Source organism: Granulicatella adiacens ATCC 49175 (genome assembly GCF_025150565.1).
Classification (GTDB): Bacteria; Bacillota; Bacilli; order Lactobacillales; family Aerococcaceae; genus Granulicatella; species Granulicatella adiacens.
Map to the genome: position 1 here is coordinate 1,199,720 of NZ_CP102283.1, position 16,446 is coordinate 1,216,165.

16 protein-coding genes are annotated in these 16,446 nt (G+C 37.3%); all 16 read right to left on the reverse strand.

The window, feature by feature from the left end; genetic code table 11:
- Positions 1 to 95: 95 nt before the first annotated feature.
- Positions 96 to 932 (reverse strand): rhamnulose-1-phosphate aldolase, encoded by an 837-nt coding sequence (rhaD, locus tag NQ540_RS05870; protein ID WP_049554416.1) that lies wholly within the window; start codon positions 930 to 932, stop codon positions 96 to 98.
- A gap of 81 nt (positions 933 to 1,013) precedes the next feature.
- Complete coding sequence (locus NQ540_RS05875; protein ID WP_005605801.1) at positions 1,014 to 1,370, reverse strand: cupin domain-containing protein; 357 nt, start codon at positions 1,368 to 1,370, stop codon at positions 1,014 to 1,016.
- A 15-nt stretch (positions 1,371 to 1,385) separates the two neighbouring features.
- The gene (gene lsrK / locus NQ540_RS05880; protein ID WP_005605802.1) at positions 1,386 to 2,957 is read right to left on the reverse strand and encodes an autoinducer-2 kinase; all 1,572 of its coding nucleotides are present in this window, start codon (positions 2,955 to 2,957) and stop codon (positions 1,386 to 1,388) included.
- The gene (locus NQ540_RS05885) at positions 2,930 to 3,889 is read right to left on the reverse strand and encodes a sugar-binding transcriptional regulator (RefSeq protein ID WP_005605804.1); all 960 of its coding nucleotides are present in this window, start codon (positions 3,887 to 3,889) and stop codon (positions 2,930 to 2,932) included. Before NQ540_RS05885 ends, lsrK begins: the two co-directional genes overlap by 28 nt.
- A 110-nt stretch (positions 3,890 to 3,999) precedes the next feature.
- Positions 4,000 to 4,881 carry a 3-hydroxy-5-phosphonooxypentane-2,4-dione thiolase gene (gene lsrF, locus NQ540_RS05890; protein WP_005605805.1) on the reverse strand — a complete coding sequence of 294 codons (882 nt, stop codon included), beginning with the start codon at positions 4,879 to 4,881 and terminating at the stop codon, positions 4,000 to 4,002.
- An 11-nt stretch (positions 4,882 to 4,892) separates the two neighbouring features.
- Positions 4,893 to 6,014 carry a substrate-binding domain-containing protein gene (locus NQ540_RS05895; protein WP_005605806.1) on the reverse strand — a complete coding sequence of 374 codons (1,122 nt, stop codon included), beginning with the start codon at positions 6,012 to 6,014 and terminating at the stop codon, positions 4,893 to 4,895.
- An 89-nt stretch (positions 6,015 to 6,103) separates the two neighbouring features.
- The gene (locus tag NQ540_RS05900; protein ID WP_005605808.1) at positions 6,104 to 7,105 is read right to left on the reverse strand and encodes an ABC transporter permease; all 1,002 of its coding nucleotides are present in this window, start codon (positions 7,103 to 7,105) and stop codon (positions 6,104 to 6,106) included.
- Position 7,106: 1 nt separating this feature from the next.
- A complete protein-coding gene (locus NQ540_RS05905; protein ID WP_005605809.1) occupies positions 7,107 to 8,096 on the reverse strand; it encodes an ABC transporter permease in 990 nt (329 codons plus the stop codon).
- Positions 8,093 to 9,595, reverse strand: a complete 1,503-nt coding sequence (locus NQ540_RS05910) for a sugar ABC transporter ATP-binding protein (RefSeq protein WP_005605810.1) — start codon at positions 9,593 to 9,595, stop codon at positions 8,093 to 8,095. The genes NQ540_RS05905 and NQ540_RS05910 overlap by 4 nt, the downstream gene beginning before the upstream one ends.
- A gap of 174 nt (positions 9,596 to 9,769) precedes the next feature.
- Positions 9,770 to 10,072 carry a nucleotide pyrophosphohydrolase gene (locus NQ540_RS05915; RefSeq protein WP_005605812.1) on the reverse strand — a complete coding sequence of 101 codons (303 nt, stop codon included), beginning with the start codon at positions 10,070 to 10,072 and terminating at the stop codon, positions 9,770 to 9,772.
- On the reverse strand, positions 10,062 to 11,816 hold the full coding sequence (locus NQ540_RS05920; protein WP_005605813.1) for a DUF2075 domain-containing protein: 1,755 nt from the start codon (positions 11,814 to 11,816) through the stop codon (positions 10,062 to 10,064). The genes NQ540_RS05915 and NQ540_RS05920 overlap by 11 nt, the downstream gene beginning before the upstream one ends.
- A 110-nt stretch (positions 11,817 to 11,926) precedes the next feature.
- Complete coding sequence (locus NQ540_RS05925) at positions 11,927 to 12,223, reverse strand: helix-turn-helix domain-containing protein (RefSeq protein WP_083278697.1); 297 nt, start codon at positions 12,221 to 12,223, stop codon at positions 11,927 to 11,929.
- A complete protein-coding gene (locus NQ540_RS05930; RefSeq protein ID WP_039848815.1) occupies positions 12,165 to 12,425 on the reverse strand; it encodes a hypothetical protein in 261 nt (86 codons plus the stop codon). Before NQ540_RS05930 ends, NQ540_RS05925 begins: the two co-directional genes overlap by 59 nt.
- Before the next feature lie 149 nt (positions 12,426 to 12,574).
- Complete coding sequence (gene dcm / locus NQ540_RS05935) at positions 12,575 to 13,909, reverse strand: DNA (cytosine-5-)-methyltransferase (protein ID WP_039848816.1); 1,335 nt, start codon at positions 13,907 to 13,909, stop codon at positions 12,575 to 12,577.
- 74 nt (positions 13,910 to 13,983) lie between these two features.
- Positions 13,984 to 15,474, reverse strand: a complete 1,491-nt coding sequence (locus NQ540_RS05940; RefSeq protein ID WP_005605818.1) for a Sau3AI family type II restriction endonuclease — start codon at positions 15,472 to 15,474, stop codon at positions 13,984 to 13,986.
- Positions 15,475 to 15,588: 114 nt separating this feature from the next.
- The gene (gene ucpA / locus NQ540_RS05945) at positions 15,589 to 16,386 is read right to left on the reverse strand and encodes an SDR family oxidoreductase UcpA (RefSeq protein ID WP_039848817.1); all 798 of its coding nucleotides are present in this window, start codon (positions 16,384 to 16,386) and stop codon (positions 15,589 to 15,591) included.
- Positions 16,387 to 16,446: the final 60 nt, after the last annotated feature.

The following is a 16,446-nucleotide window of genomic DNA, read 5'->3' on the forward strand; positions in this document are numbered from 1 at the left end:
GTATTAATGGGAATATTTCGGATTTTATACTAGACTTTATAAAAAATAAGAGATAGAACTATGTCTATCTCTTTTCTAATAAAAAATGAAGTTTCTTAATCATTTAAATATTTGCCTTCTACTCCTAAAACATCACAAACTTTCTTCAAGTCTGCCTTAGAAAGAACATTGTTTTCGTGGATGCTCTTTCCGCTGACACGTTTTAGTTCTAAGGCAATATGTGCTGCTTTATCGGCTGTTTCAATGAGACCAAAGCAGTCTTGGTAATCTTTTCCGGTTGAAAGAACCCCATGTTTAGCCCAGACAACAAGACGATGAGTCTCCAGTTCACGCGCTGTATCGTCTCCGATTAACTGAGTTCCTGGGACTTCCCAAGGCAACACAGCGATTCCGTCGTGGAATACAACGATAGATTCTGTTAATACGGACCATAAATCAAGCGTTAATGATTCACTCGTTACTTCATCTAATAATGAGTAAATAACAATATTGGTCGCATGATTATGAATCACAACACGGTGATTGGAATCCACTTTTAGACGCGCAGCATGAGCGAGTATATGCATGAAGATTTCACTGGTTGGACGTTTTCCCGTCACGAATCCTGCTACTACTCGGTACCCTTTTGGAGTCAATTGAATGATTCCAGTGTCCTCATGAGGTTGTAAACACAATGTTCTGAAGTGACTTCCTGAAGCGGTGATTAAGAGATATTCTCCTTGTACGTGCTCAGGGACATCAAGCACTTCCACTTCTTTTCTATTTTCAGTGTAATAAGTGTACGAGGTTCCTTCAAGGTCTGCTTCAATCGAACTGGCTTCCTCTTTTGTGAGACGATAACTTACATTACCACCATTGTATTCATCCCACCCCTTATTCCACATGTCATATGTCACATGGCAGAGTTCATAAATATAGTCTGGGTATGTCATACAAATCTCCTTTCATTTCTATAAAAAATTAAAAATTATAATTACAATACCCCCTGTGAATCATTCATCAGGGGGCTCTATTTAATCTTCAGGCTTGAAATCAGGTGCTTCAATCTTATCCACTTCTTGGAAAGGTGCCAATGTCGATACCATGACAATTGGTTCATCATAAGGATTTTTTACATAATGAACTTCATTTGGTTCAATATGAATAAACTCTCCTTTAGATAAAGTGACTTTTGCATCATCAACATAAATATCAATTTTCCCTTCAAGAACATAGAAATTTTCTTCCATAATTTCATGATAATGCGCTGGAAAATCTTGTCCCGGATTAAATCTTACTACTGCAAAATTGGAACGTGGCCCTTTCATTAAGTACTTTGGCCCACTATCACCAAAACGATAATCTTTCTCTTTTTCATCTAATACAAACATACAATCACTCCTTTATTATTCAGAACCTGGGGCAATCCACATATAATCTGTTAACCCCTTATCTGAAATATTTAGCAACTCTTTATAAAGCACTTGCCAATCATTAAAAATCTCTAAATATTTACGATGATTATCCATATCCGGTTCGTAAACTTTGTCAATTTGAACATATTGGGTTGTTTCTTCCAAATTATCGTAAACGCCACTACCAATCCCCGCTAGAAACGCAGCACCTAGTGCTGTCGCTTCTTTTTCTTTTGGAGTAATCACTCTGATACCTAAAATATCTGCGATTGTTTGTGACCATAACTCACTATAAGCGGAGCCACCAGCGAAGAAAATTTCATCTGGTTTATTTCCAGTGATTTCTTCAACCATTTTCAAGTGACCTAATGTAATCAAACCAGCATTTTCCATGATGGACTTATAAAAGGTTGCTTTATTAAATTTTAAAGGGTCAATTGAAAAGTTTGTGAATGTTGGGCTCGCGTGCTTCAAATTTCTAAAGTTCATGACATCCGCAAAAATCGAATGCATTCCATAACATCCAATAGGAATTTCTTTCGCTTTTTGATCCATAAGCGCATACACAGAAGTTCCTAATTGTTTAGCTAGTTCCACATCTAAGTCTAAAAACGCATCCCTAAACCATCTCATCACGAGACCGGAACTCCAAGCAATTGCTTCTTGTTGCCACACAGAAGGAACCGAATGGCAATTTACTCGAATTCTACCTCTGTCATCCACATAAGGTTTATCGGTATTGAATTCATATTGCCAAAAACTTCCTCCAAAAAGGGCAGCTTGATTTGGTTTAATGGATCCAACCCCAATACAACCTAGTTGAGAGTCTCCACCACCGCAAACTACGATCGTTGATTCTGAAAGGCCAGTTTGACGAGCAGCTTCAGCACTTACATTTCCTACTGGAACGCCACTTTCATAGACAGGTGGGAATATATCATCCTTTAAGCCACATTTCTTCGCTACTTCCGGTAACCATTCGCGTTTAGCTAGGTCAAATAATCCGCTAGTAGAAGAATTACTTGGCTCTGAAACGATTTTTCCAGTTAATTTGAATACAATCCAATCGTTTATCATGTTCATATATTTAGCCTTTTGGTAAAGATCTGGCTTGTTTTTTTGAACCCAAAGCAAACGTGGAACTGCACTCAATGCAAATGTTTCGCCCGTTTCAAGATAGATTTCCATTTCTAATGTAGGATGTTCCCTCTTTAATGAAATTACTTCTTCTTTGGCTCTAGCATCGATGTTAGAAAAACCAATTAATTCCTTTTGATTTTCATCATAAAGAATGAACCCTTCTCTCATTGAATCTGTTGAGATTCCTTTAATATCTTCAGGAGTAATATTATTTTTTTCTATTAGATTTCGAATACAGCGCTGGATAATCTCCCAGTTTTTTTCAAAATCAAAACCTACACTTCCTGGGTATTCATCGTATACAGGATGTTCCCATTCAATTTGCTCAATGGCCTTTTGCACACCGTCTTTTTGGAATAAAATAGCTCTAAAACTCCCTGTGCCTCCATCGAGCGCTAATAAGTATTCTCTTCTTTCTTCCATGTGCAGTCTCCTAATAGAAGCTCTGCTGTGTTTTCATCCGTAATTAATACATTAACAAAACCATGTGTAATAGCAGTATGAATAATTGGAAGTTTAGCGTCTCCTCCAGCTGCAACAATGATATAATCATAATTTTTAAGTTTATCTAGCTTGGTACTGATGATTCTGTCTTCAATCTCATCATCAACGAGATTGCCATCCTCATCCATAAAGTGCATTAGCATATCTCCAACTGCACCTTTACTCTTTAAGCTTTCAAACTTCTCAGGTGTGAGAAGACCTGATTTCAGTATGGTCGAATGTTCTTGCATTCCACCTAAACTAGAAACAACTACATTGATTTTCTCCGTCATTTCGACAATATCGGATACTGATTTTTCTTTCAAAATTGCTTCCGTTAATTCTTTACTACCTACAACTAATGGAGCAGGAATTAAATAGTGTTTAATATCAATGATTCCATTTCCAATCTGTCTGATATAGGGCATTACTCCACCAGTCATGGAGATGACAGATAGATTTTTATCCGTCAAACCTGATAAATGTCTGAGGAAGGCTCCCATTGTTTCACCATAACCAACTCCAACGAATGCATCATCTTTAATTAAATCATTCAGATACATGGCCGTAGCTTGTCCTAAATCTTCCGCTAAGTTTTCATTGCTACTCCATGGCACAACAAAGACATCTTTTAAATTGTATTTTTCTATTAACTGTTGTTCAATCTTGTTTTTATCCCGATAGACTGTCGAAAAGTGGAAACGAACAATTTTCTTTTGACGTGACTCTTCTAACATTTTGATGATTTTAATTCGACTGACAGAAAGACGATCTGCAATCTCTTTTTGAGTCAAACCATCAATATAATAGAGCCATGCAACCTTATAAAGTAATGAATCTTTATAACGTTTATCTTTTTCAGAAAAATCCATTTTATTTACCCTCTTTACGAAAATCTTAACTGAATAAAGTATACACTACCCAAAAGAATTAGGGAAATAACACTCGTCTTCCCTAACCCTTTCATACCTACATTTTCAGATTATCGATTGATTAAATCTGTATAGTATTCAAATGCTTCTTTGTCCGTATATTTTTCATGAACAATTTTTGCAATACTCTTAGCCATTTCCGTTGGATGCATACTTTGGAAAATGTTACGCCCCATATCCAAACCTTTTGCTCCTCCTTGAATGGCTTTATAAGCTAACTCTAATGCTTCTTTCTCAGGTAATTTTTTACCTCCCGCAACGACAATAGGTACCGGACATGCAGCTACTACCTCTTCAAAATTATCACAATAATATGATTTGACTAAATTAGCTCCTAGTTCGGCTACGATACGAGTTGCTAGTTTGAAGAAGCGGTCGGTTCTTTCCATATCTTTTCCGACTGCTACAACTCCCATCGTTGGAATGCCATAACGATTACCAAGGTTAACCGCTCTAGATAAATTATCTAAGCTTGATAATTGTCCTTCAGCTCCGATAAAAGTTTGAACGGCTAAGCAGTCTGCATTTAATCGAATGGCTTCTTCAATATCCACCGCTAAGATTTCATGACTTAAATCATCATTCAGCATGGATGAACCTGAAGTCACTCGTAAAGCTGTTGATTTTCTCCAACTTGGATCAACACTTGTTCGAATCGCTCCACGTGTACCCATCAAGCAATCTACTTCTGGTGCGATTTTTGGAAGCACGATATCTAGACGTTCCAATCCAGCAGTTGAGCCCATGAAATACCCATGGTCAAAAGCAAACATCACTGTATTCCCGCTTTTAGGATTGAAAATATTCGCTAAATGTTTCTTCATTCCGTAATCGACATTATGAGCCCCTTTTACAAAGAATTGATCTAATGTCTTAACCGGTTGATCGATATAATATTCTTTTGAAACTTTTAAACCTTCTAAATCTGCCATTATTTTTCCTCCTAGAAATCGTATTTATCCATATTTTCCTTCGTGAAGATTGTTCTTTCTGGCAATAATACAACCCCACTATCTGGTGAATCTTTATAGTTTGGATCTAAAATAGAGTTATTTTGAACTTCAACTTCTCCAATTCCAGGAACATTAATCTTATCGCCAACTTTAGCTTGATTTCCTGAAGCTAAGTAGTTTGCAAGATACACAGCAAGAGCTCCTTGCACTTTTACATCCCATAGACCCCATTCTTCGATAATGTCATCTTTTGCATATTTCTTAATAGAGTTAGGAGTTGAGAATCCAGTTACAGTAATATCCTTCTTCGTAAGTTTTGCGTTTTGAACCGCTTGTAATTGTCCTGGTAAAGCTGTTGAGTCATTACAAATGATTAAATCAATATCTTTATGCGCTGATAAGATTGATTGACCTACGTTTAAAGCTTGTTGAGCATCTTGGTTACTGTAGTAATTTGATTCATTCACATTTTCCCAGTTTGGATAGTTTTTCTTAATATATTCTTCACCCACTTTTTGCCAAGAGTTTTGGTCTTGTACGGTTGAAGAAGAATAGTGCCATGCATATTTAATCTTGTCTTTCTTAGGATCCTTTCCACGTTTTTCTAATGCATCCACACTCATTTTCACTAACATTTCCCCTAATTGAGTCGGAGTTCCTTGAGATACCATTAAACTACGTGCATCTGGAGAAACGTCTGAGTCCCAAGTAACGACTTTCAACCCTGCCTTTTGAGCTTGTTTTAGGGCATTATCTAGTCCTGTTGGGTCTACAGAAGAAACTGCAATAGAGCCTGCTCCTGTTTGAACCGCGTTGTTGATAATGGTTACTTGGTTGGCTACTGAAGCTACAGGGTTCCCATTATAATCCACTGTAAAGCCTTCTTTTTTAGCCATTTCTTGAGCGCCTAAGTTTCCAGATTCAAAGAAAGAATTCCCTGTTACTTTAGGGATGAAGACTACTTTCCCACCATTGTTTGCAGTTTGAGTTGTTGCGTTTGAATTTGAATTTGAAGTTGAACTTGAATTTTGACTACTGTTTCCACAAGCGCCTAAAAAGAAAGCCGTTGCTCCAACTAGGACACCATACGTTAAAAATTTTCTAAATTTCATGTTAATTCTCCTTTTATAGAACTCATTCTTTTGACAACTTTGCAACTGGGGAATCTCACACTATGAACTATTCATCGCTTCTTTCCTCCTTATTTCTTTTTCATTATTTTTTGGAACACTTTTGAATGAATCATAAAGTTGATAATGAGTGATAGAATCAATAGAATTCCAACTGGAATATCTTGATATTGCGCATTAACTCCAATAAGTGTTAAACCAAATTTCATAAAACCTATAATTAAGGCTGCTAACCCTGTGCCAATAACATTTCCTTTACCACCATAGATAGAAGTTCCTCCTAAAACCACCGCAGTGATAATTGGTAAGGTCAAATCAGCTCCAAAGTCCGGCTTGGCTGTACCAAGATAGGATGTGAGTAGAATTCCTGAAATTGAAGCGGCAATCCCCGATAAGACGTAGGTACTCATTACAACTCTAGCAGTCTTAATTCCAGAGTATTCCGCGGTATTTCGGTTCACACCGATGAGGAAGATTTTTCTTCCGTATTTTGTAAGGTGTAATAGAATAAACGAAAAGATTAATAAGACTGCGAAGATAATGACCTGATTTGGAATCCCAGCGATGTTCCCTGCAGCAATCTCCTGAAATTCAGGTGGAAAATTAGTAATCCCTTGATAAGCTACTACTCCAGCAAGTGCGGGAACGACCAAAGCCAATCCTGAATAGAGGAAGGATCCACCTAGTGTAATGACCATCGGCTGAACTTTTGCATACGCAATTAACATTCCACTAATCAGTCCACAAAGAGCTCCTACCAGTAGCCCAAGAAGCACGGCTAACCAAATATTAAGCCCCATCTTTTGCCAGAGAACCCCTACACAAATTGACGTCAATCCCATAATGGATCCAGCTTGAATATCCATTCCTCCTGTAATAATGACGTAAGTAACCAATAGAGAAACGATACACACCGGAATAAAATTATTAATCGAATTCATTAAAATGAATGGATTCAAGAAACGCGGATTCAAACTTCCGAAAATGACAAACTCTAAAATTAAGAGAAGAACTAAGAAATACTCCCAGCGCCATTTTAGAGAACTGAATATTGATTTTTTGCTCTTTTCCATCTTATTCCCCTCCTTGTTCTACTCTTACGCGGAGTCGTTCTTTTCGAATATTTTCTTGCGTTCTTTGGTTGGAAATGGCTCCAATCACCACAATCGCAATTAAGATTCCTCCAGTAATCGTATTGTTGAATGTTGAAGGGAAGTTTAAGAAGACTAGGATACTACTAATCGATGTCATCAGAATAGATCCAATAATCGCCCCAAATGTTGAGCCTTGCCCTCCTTCAAGAGCAATACCACCAATCACACATGCGGCAATTGCGGTCATTTCATAACCCGTTCCATCCGTTGGAGTCACAAATCCAATACGGCTCGCATATAAGACACCGCCGATAGCCGCAAAGCTTCCACAGATGATATAGCTGAGGAACTTAATTCTCTCTACCGGAATCCCGATGAGTCTTGCGCCATCGATATTATCTCCTACTGCTTTAAAGCTCTTACCCACCATTGTTTTTTTCGTAAAGAAGTAGAGTAAAATCGCAATCACTAAAGCGCTTGCAAATACGTATCCAAAAGTTCCGCCAATTGTTTCTTGAGAGATATTCAAAAATTCATTTGGAAAATCTTGTAACCATTGTCCATTTGTGTAGATATATTGGAAGCCACGAATAATCCCCATCATTCCAAGCGTCATAATAATCGAAGGAATTTTGAAGAGCACGATTCCCAGAGCATTAATAATGCCGATCGCCATTCCAACGACTATCGCTACTATAAATACTGAGAAGATAGAAGCTCCCCCGTTTAACATCTTTCCCGTAATGGCTGCTGTTAAACCAACGATTGCTCCAATGGAGACATCAATCTCACCAGTGAAAAGAACAAAACACATTCCAAGAGCCACCATCGCATAGACAGCACTGTTATTGACAATCTGGAAAATATTCTCAAGTGCCAAGAACTGTGGATTGAATAATCCTACGACTACAAAGAGTCCAATAATAAAAATGATTGAGACGATTTCTCGTTGTTTGAGTAAATTCTTCATGAGACTTTCTCTCCTTTTACAACACCGAATGAGGCACTCATCAGATTTTCTTGGGTGATTTCTTCACCGACAAACTCTGCATTAATTCTGCCATGATACATCGTTACGGCTCGGTCAGATAATTGAACAATTTCTTCCATATCCGAAGAAATCATCAATATCGCAAGCCCTCTTTCTTTGAGCTCTTGAATGATTTTGTACACATCTCCTCTGGCCCCTGCGTCAATTCCACGTGTCGGTTCATCTAAAATTAGCAATTTTGGCATGGAAGCAATGGCTTTTGCAATCACCACTTTTTGCTGATTCCCACCCGATAAGCTACCAATCTCATCACTAACATCCATTGATTTAATCTTGAAGGAGCGTTTAAAGTATTCATACATTTCTTTCTCGCGTTTTCGATCTATGAAGTACTTCCCAATCGACTGAAGAGAAGCGCCCGTGATATTCATCCCGAGATCACTAATCTTAAAAATTCCGTGTTTGAATCGATCTTCAGGTACATAATTAAGACCTAGATGAATCACCTCACTTGTAGATTTCCCAGTGATATCGATTTTTCCAAGAAGAACCTTTCCACTATGCACTTCGTCTTTCCCAAAAATCGTCTCAGCGAGTTCCGTACGACCTGCACCAACAACTCCCGCCAAACCAAGAATTTCACCAGGAAATACTTTTAGAGATACACCTTTAAAGCCATTTCCCGAATAATCCTCCACCGATAAAATCGGTTCGACTGTTCGATCAATGACTCTCCCATCGTCATGATTTCGAAGATCTTCCATATTCGTTCCATCCGGTAACAAAGCTTGAATCAACATATCATTAGTAAAATCTTGTGTCTTCCCAGATAGGCTAATCTTCCCATCGCGCATGATAATAATGTCGGTAGCAATCTTAAAGACTTCTGTTAGACGGTGGGTAATATAGAGAATCCCTACACCTTCTGTCTTTAGCTTCTCGATTAGTTCGAATAAGGTTTCTGTTTCATTAAAGGTCAATGAACTTGTAGGTTCATCTAAAATTAAAACTTTTGGATTACGAATCAAGCCTTTTAGGATTTCAACCAATTGTTGTTCCGCAATCGTTAGCGTATCAGCTCTACGTTCTAGATTAATACTCCATTTCAACTTTTCAATGAGTTTGAGGAGATTAGCCTTTTGTTCGCTTGTATCCCCTGGCAATCCAATTAGAATATTCTCTAAAACAGACATATTCTTAAAGAGCATCGGTTCCTGCGGCACCAAATAAATTCCACTACTTAAAGCAACAGCAGGTGTTAAGTTCTTATGAGACACCTGATTGAGAATAATCTCTCCTTGGTCGGATTTGTAGATACCCATAATAATCTTCATGAGCGTACTCTTACCCGCACCGTTCCCCCCAATAATAGCGGAGACTTCACCAGGAGAAAGACTAATGTTAATGCCCTTTAATACATGGTTATCGCCGAACGATTTACAGATATTTTTACATTCCAGCAACTTCACATTTTCCACGACAACATTTCCTCCTTTACAAATGTTACGTACACTAACTTTTGTTTCGGTTTCATTGTACTCATTTTTTAAAGCGCTGTCAATAGCGTAATTTTGATAATTCTATGAATAAAAACGAACGAAAAAAAGAAATCCCGCTAAAACTAGCGGGATTTCTTTTTGCATATCAATTAACTATACAGGATATTTCTTCAGATTTTTCACCAATTTCTTTGCAATGATTTCATCAATATCCATGTCTAATTTTTCAGCTAAAGTATAACAATAGATAAGAACATCTGCTAATTCTTCCTCAATGTCCTCACGTTTTTTCTCCACAGCAGATTCTGGATCAGTCCATTGGAAGATTTCTAACAATTCAGCAGCTTCAATGGATACTGAAAGAGCCAAATCTTTTGCGTTATGGAATTGTCTCCACTGGTGATCATCATGAAACTGATTAATTAATTTCATGCTAGGATTATTTTCATTTGCCATTTATCTTTTCTCCTTGTCTACGCATTAATTCTTCTTGAAGAGCTGGGTCAACGGCATAAATATAAAGCCCCTTTACTCCCCGAGTTAATAGTACATTCAGTTCATTTTTTAATAGTCGTTCCCCAAATTTCTCTTTTCTTCCATCAGACAACGTTCTATTTCTGACCGCTTTTTCGTTTTTACTATTTTCAGGAACGAACTGGATTTTTCCATCTCTAAAAACGACTGATGGTCCAATAATCACCCCAACATAGTTTAAGTCAAAACCTTGAATTGTAAAAGTCGAACCTACTTCTGCGATTGTTTGAGGTTGTTCCGCCCATGCCAATGATTTATAATTGATGGATTTCTTTTTAACTTTAGGTAATTGTAAGTTCCATGGCATTTTCCAATCTCCAATAGAAACATCCCAATAACCATCCTCTTTTTTGTTACCACTATATTCCCAGTCAAACGTAGCTACTATTCTAGACAGACCGATATTTTCATTATCATTCTTTTCAACAATTGCTTTTTCTAGTTCTTTAGGAGTTTCAAAAATACGTAAATCATACCCTAACTCATCGTGAGGAATTGGTCCTACTTCTTGTAAGTCAATGATATTTCGAATCCACTTCACTGTCTCTTTGCTTGAATGAATTCGCATTTGATTCTTCAACTCAATATAATTATTTTCGTTTTGACACATTCCCTTATATTTATCTAAGAGTTCGTCTTCCCAAATTTGTTCAGTTGAAAGTATTTGATTTTCATCAAAAACAATCACAACTACTTTTGCTTTCTCTAGGAGATCATCTAATTGATTTTTCCCTCTATAAGACTGCTTCCCTTGTGTCCATAATAAGTGAGCCTCATCTACGATAACAACATCAACAGGATTTTCTGAGGAATGATTATTAATAAAACTAGTTGGTTTCTGAACATACTGCTCTTTGATACCTAGTTTTTTTGCGATTTCTTTGTAAACGGTCAACTGTTGTTCATGATTGACTAATAGATATGTTGAAATTCCACTAAAAATAGATTCACCCTGCTCTTTTTCGCTTTCCTGGAATAACTCATAAAATAAATTACTCATTAGAACTGTCTTTCCAGAACCCGCCTCACCATTCACCATAATTAATTGGTGCGGAGTATCTTTTCTAGTATTAGCTACGTTTTCAAAAATCTTGAGCATAATTCTATCTTTGGTTTGTAATTGTTCCTGAGTCAATTTATGGAATGGAGAAGCTTTAAAAACAGCTGCATCCTCTATCCGTCTACGTGTTGGAAAAATAATATTATTCTTTCGATGTAACTCTCCCCATATTTTTGAGAAAATTGGCTCCATCTGATCAGAGGTATAATACTCATTCTGCTCATTCGTACGACGATTATAAACTTCCTGGACTGCTTCTACGCTACTTAAGTAATGCATTAACTTGTTTTCAATATCAAGAGTTAAAGATTTATTGAATAATTCGTGCCCAATCACAAACATATTGGCATCATCTCTTCTTGATAATTTTTCCCAATCTTTGCGTTTCTTGCTCCCCTGTTTAAGATGTTGTTCTGTACGACGTCTGATATCTGTCGTTTCACCAATATAAACACAAAATTTTTCTTTTTCAGGATGATGAACAATATAAACTGTCGGATAGTTAAAAATTAGTTTTTCATGAGTTTCTTGAACACCTTCATAATGACGTTCCATTTTATTCTCATACTTTAATTCGTAAATTACAGGATTTGCGATTCTTTCCACCCTCAAGGCTCCTTTTTTCGTAGTAAATTTATCATAATACGAATTAAAGCAGTTTTCAATTTGAACTTCTAACTTTTATCGTATTTATCACAATACAATCGATAAGAATCTTAAAATGTCTTTTCTTTGAGCTTAATCTCAATCTCATATCCATTTTGTCGAGCTAATTCCACAAGCGTCATAATAGTTGGATTATGATGCCCTGCTTCTAATCTTGCTAAATAGGCTCTCTTTACATCTAACTTCGCTGCAAATTCTTCCTGTGTCAATTGATGATTGACCCGTAACCGAATCGCTCTCAAAGCTACTTTCTGTAGAGAAACCTCTCTAAGTAAGTCTTCTTCGAAATTAGGGTAAATCGATGAGAACTTCATAAACTTGCGTGTTAAATAAGAAGTCACTACCATCCACCCCTTCTTTAGTCCTTGATACAGGTATTTTTAACCAGCGTTTTCCTTTATAATAGTATCCCCATTTTTCGAGCAATTCTGGCGTCACGCCTTCATCTTCTAAGATTTTATAGACTGCCGCTAATTTAATCATCTCGCTATATTCAAGCGTCTCTAAACGATCCACTTTCTCTTTATCAACCCTAAATTTCTTTCCCATACCTATTACCTCCCTATGACCTAAATGTAACATATAAGTTACGTAACTTATATGTTACATTTTGCTTTTTTCAAGTACTTTTTTGTCAAAAAAAGACTCACGAAGGACTTATATCATATTCCTTCGTAAGTCTAAATAATTGTTTGGGATTAAATCATTTTCGCCATTCCTATACCGATACGTTCCACAATGGAAGTAACGAGCGCATTCCCCATAAAGAAATAACGCATACGGTCGTTGACTTCACTAACTGTTCCATCAAATTGTTTCTTGTATTTTGTCCAATCACAAGGGAAGCATTGTAGTAATTCTGCTTCGTTTGGCGTTAATAGTCGGAACTGATTGCCTTCTTTTAAGAAGTGCGTGGAACGGTTCATACTACCCTCGCTTGTAAGCATTGTGCGACCTGGTAATGATAGGTCATCCGTTTCACTCATTCCACCTTCAGAGAAGATATACGTATATCCATCTTCTGTCGTACGTTCAATTTTCTTTGGTCCACGTAAGTATTGGAATTTTTTAATCTTATCTTCGTCCTGAATCACATACTTTTGAATGTATTCATGATAAGCTTCCTCACCATGCTCTTCGACATAATACTCTTTAGCCGTTTGGACTACTTCACCTAAAGTCATTGCTTTTTCGAATACAGGAGTTGTATCAATCGTGTAATAGATACCATCTTTCATTAATCCTGTGTTCCATACTTTTCCAGTAAAATTATTCGAGATATCAACAATATACTCTTCAGAAATTGTATCTAGTTCACTAAGCTTTTCTGTATAGACACGATTCTTATTCGCACTATTTTCTACTGGAAACTGATTTGCAAAAAGACCTTTCTTATAAATATACGACTCGAATGATTCTGGTGATAAATCTTTAATACCATGTTTCTTGGCAAAAGCTGAATCGTTTTTATAAATAAAGAAGAACACTCGACGACGTCTTTGAGGTGCGCCATAATCTGCCGCATTAATCACACGCCATTCAACGGTATACCCCAATTGATTGAACGCTCCGAGCATAATCGCAAAATCACGTCCACGTTGTTTAGAAGGTGATTTCAATAGTCGGTCCACATTTTCAAGAATAAGATATTCTGGCTTGATATGATTCACCGCGCGAATAATCTCCCAGAAAAGAACTCCTTTTTTACCTTCGATACCCATTTCGTGCTTTTTACTGCGCGCTACTGAGTAATCTTGACATGGAAATCCGCCAACAATCATATTCACACCATTCGCTTTCATCTCATCGAAATACTCTGATGAAACTTGCATGATGTCTTCATTACTATGATTGATTTTTGGGTAGTTATACACTCCCACTTCAAACGCATCTTGCGCTTTTCGACTAGGTTCAAATTGGTTTGTATCAGTCACTTGGAAAAATTTTTTATTTAATTTTCTGTTTGCCTCATCAAGGCCAACGATAAATCCCCCAACGCCATCAAACATTGAGAATACTTTAAGTTTTGACATGATTACCTCTTTCATTTTCATTCAAAATTTCTATCTTACTATATCATGAATTCAATATTTGATCAACTGATTTGCTAATCCCACTTGCCTTGCAAAATTTCTTGTAAGAACTTCTTAGGCATCCAGAATGAATGCTTTGTAATTCTTCGTCCATCGGGTAGTGGATTCGTATCTGAGAGTTTTCCTTTTCCGACAAAGACGTCTTTTTCAATCTCGTAATAAGAGTTTGAAGCATGAATTTTTGTAAATAAAAATTGATTCACTTGGCTCTGAGGGAAATTCGTCGATACTCCCTTATCTGACTGTGTTAACTGTACCCCTTCATTAATAATGGCACGTGTTTCATTCCATACACGTTGTGCTTCATATATTAAACGCTCAGGGAATCCCCAGAACTTCACTTGATTTAATACGTACTCACCTGGAGACTCTTCCTTAAATACGACAAACATATAGCGTTTATCACAAATTTCTTGAAAAACATGAGACTCTTCCCAATTATCATTTTGAGCCAAATCAATAAAATCATAAACCTTGAATGGAGAATCTTCTTTAGGGAGGTCTTCCTTATTCACTCGAATGACTCTAAGATTCATATTCGCTTTCTGAAACTCTTGAGTATTTTCAAGGTCTCCAGTAAGTCCAATCATTTTTCTGATTAACAAACTATTTTTAGATTTCGAACGAACAGGAACATCAAAAGCATCATATAAGTCTTCTGCTTTCCAACCCTTATACTTCAAAATCTTTTCTTCAATAAGTTGAGTAAAAGTTTTCTTTGTACCTTTTGCAGTAGCTAATACACTCTCCTGTTCATGGCTAGCAAAGATTTTATGATTAATCAAATACGTCATGTAACTAGACTTTAATTCCCAAGCACGTTGTTTTGCCATCACCTCACTAAAGGGTTGTTCTCTCCAGTCTTTCCCTTTACCGGCTCCTTTGGTACAAGTTGATAAATAGTTGCCATCGGATTCAGACAATTCGTGTGCTCGGCCATCTTTAATTTTTTGAGTAATACGAGCATAATCATCTAGAATAACATTCATATCTTCTTCGAACCATTCAAAAAGGAAAACTTTTTCAATCATATAATCATAAAGTGTTTGTTCAGGAATTAAGCCATTATAAAATAATAAAAGTATTTTTGAACATTTTCGCCATAGATGTGATTGGTAGAAGTCGTCAAGATTCTCTTCAAGGTAATTAATAATCGTTAAAACTAATCTTTCTTTTGCAGAAATAGTTCCATTCTTATTAACTTTAAAAGGAGTTACCTTGAGTTCTACTCCGATTTCTTCAAAATCAGCCGCATCATTACTATTCGGTTGGTAGCCATAATAATAACGTTCTATATAATTCCCATACTGTCCTTTTGAAGACGGCTTAATTTCTTTTTTCTCATACACATTGGCTTCTTGCTTTTGATAATCCTCGTATGTCTTATATTCCGCCTCATCATATTCTTTTATAATATCTGCGAACTTTCGATTAAGGATTTTTTCAGAATACTGAAGCACTTCTTCTAATTTTGTATTGTCATAATTAAACAGTTCTTGTCCCATATACTTATCTCCCTTATTGTAGCTTTATTGTACATGAAATCTACATTAACATAAATAAAAAAATAACCACCAGATAAAACTGGTGATTATTTTTCTTTCAAAATTTATTCTCCCCTAATTCGTCCCCATGCTCATGGTTTCGGGTAAGGTGCTACCGCCGTCGATGACGATTTGGCTTCCTGTGAGGTAGCTGGCTTCGTCGCTTCCAAGGAAGGCGAAGAGTTCGCCGACTTCGAGTGGGTCTGCCAAGCGTTTCATTGGCACGCCTACTGCGATGTCTTGAATGGCACTTTCTGGGTTGTCTGGGTTGGATTCGGTGGCCATCTTTTCAACCATTGGTGTACGCGCATATCCCAGTTGTGAGCAGTTCACGCGGATATGGCGGTCTGCGTATTCGATGGCCAAGCATTTTGTCAATCCCACGAGCGCTGCTTTTGTCATGGCATAGGCTGCTTCTCCGGCATCGGCTACGATATCCCCTGTCACGGATGAAGCAATAACGATGCTACCTCCACCTTGCTCCAGCATATAAGGGATGACGGCCTGACACGTATTCCATACGCCCTTGATATTCACATCGATATGGAAGTCGCGCATTTCATCGCTCATTTCTTCAAATGGAGCTAAGCAACATACCCCAGCGTTACAACAAGCCACATTTACTTGTCCGAAGGCGTCTTTTGCCTTCTTAGCTGCTTCTTTCATATGATCTTTGTTGGAGACGTCTCCGACATATGTCACGATTTGGGCGCCGTAGGTTTCTCCTAATTCTTTTGCCGTTTCTTCGACTTCTGGCAATAAGTCGACAAGGCACATCTTAGCACCGTATTTGGCATAGACCGTTGCGATTCCCTTTCCGAGTCCAAGGGCTGCTCCAGTGATGAGTGCTACTTTTCCTTCTAATTTTTTCATGATTTTCTCTCCCTTCTTTGAACTTTTCCACACCTTCAGTGTACCTTTTTGTGAGCGCTT

What these genes read in the sequence shown, in the direction of transcription:
- rhaD (WP_049554416.1), bottom strand. Translation starts at nt 932, where the DNA reads ATGACATACCCAGACTATATTTATGAACTCTGCCATGTGACATATGAC.
- NQ540_RS05875 (WP_005605801.1), bottom strand. Translation starts at nt 1,370, where the DNA reads ATGTTTGTATTAGATGAAAAAGAGAAAGATTATCGTTTTGGTGATAGT.
- lsrK (WP_005605802.1), bottom strand. Translation starts at nt 2,957, where the DNA reads ATGGAAGAAAGAAGAGAATACTTATTAGCGCTCGATGGAGGCACAGGG.
- NQ540_RS05885 (WP_005605804.1), bottom strand. Translation starts at nt 3,889, where the DNA reads ATGGATTTTTCTGAAAAAGATAAACGTTATAAAGATTCATTACTTTAT.
- lsrF (WP_005605805.1), bottom strand. Translation starts at nt 4,881, where the DNA reads ATGGCAGATTTAGAAGGTTTAAAAGTTTCAAAAGAATATTATATCGAT.
- NQ540_RS05895 (WP_005605806.1), bottom strand. Translation starts at nt 6,014, where the DNA reads ATGAAATTTAGAAAATTTTTAACGTATGGTGTCCTAGTTGGAGCAACG.
- NQ540_RS05900 (WP_005605808.1), bottom strand. Translation starts at nt 7,105, where the DNA reads ATGGAAAAGAGCAAAAAATCAATATTCAGTTCTCTAAAATGGCGCTGG.
- NQ540_RS05905 (WP_005605809.1), bottom strand. Translation starts at nt 8,096, where the DNA reads ATGAAGAATTTACTCAAACAACGAGAAATCGTCTCAATCATTTTTATT.
- NQ540_RS05915 (WP_005605812.1), bottom strand. Translation starts at nt 10,072, where the DNA reads ATGGCAAATGAAAATAATCCTAGCATGAAATTAATTAATCAGTTTCAT.
- NQ540_RS05925 (WP_083278697.1), bottom strand. Translation starts at nt 12,223, where the DNA reads ATGGTAGTGACTTCTTATTTAACACGCAAGTTTATGAAGTTCTCATCG.
- NQ540_RS05930 (WP_039848815.1), bottom strand. Translation starts at nt 12,425, where the DNA reads ATGGGAAAGAAATTTAGGGTTGATAAAGAGAAAGTGGATCGTTTAGAG.
- dcm (WP_039848816.1), bottom strand. Translation starts at nt 13,909, where the DNA reads ATGTCAAAACTTAAAGTATTCTCAATGTTTGATGGCGTTGGGGGATTT.
- NQ540_RS05940 (WP_005605818.1), bottom strand. Translation starts at nt 15,474, where the DNA reads ATGGGACAAGAACTGTTTAATTATGACAATACAAAATTAGAAGAAGTG.
- ucpA (WP_039848817.1), bottom strand. Translation starts at nt 16,386, where the DNA reads ATGAAAAAATTAGAAGGAAAAGTAGCACTCATCACTGGAGCAGCCCTT.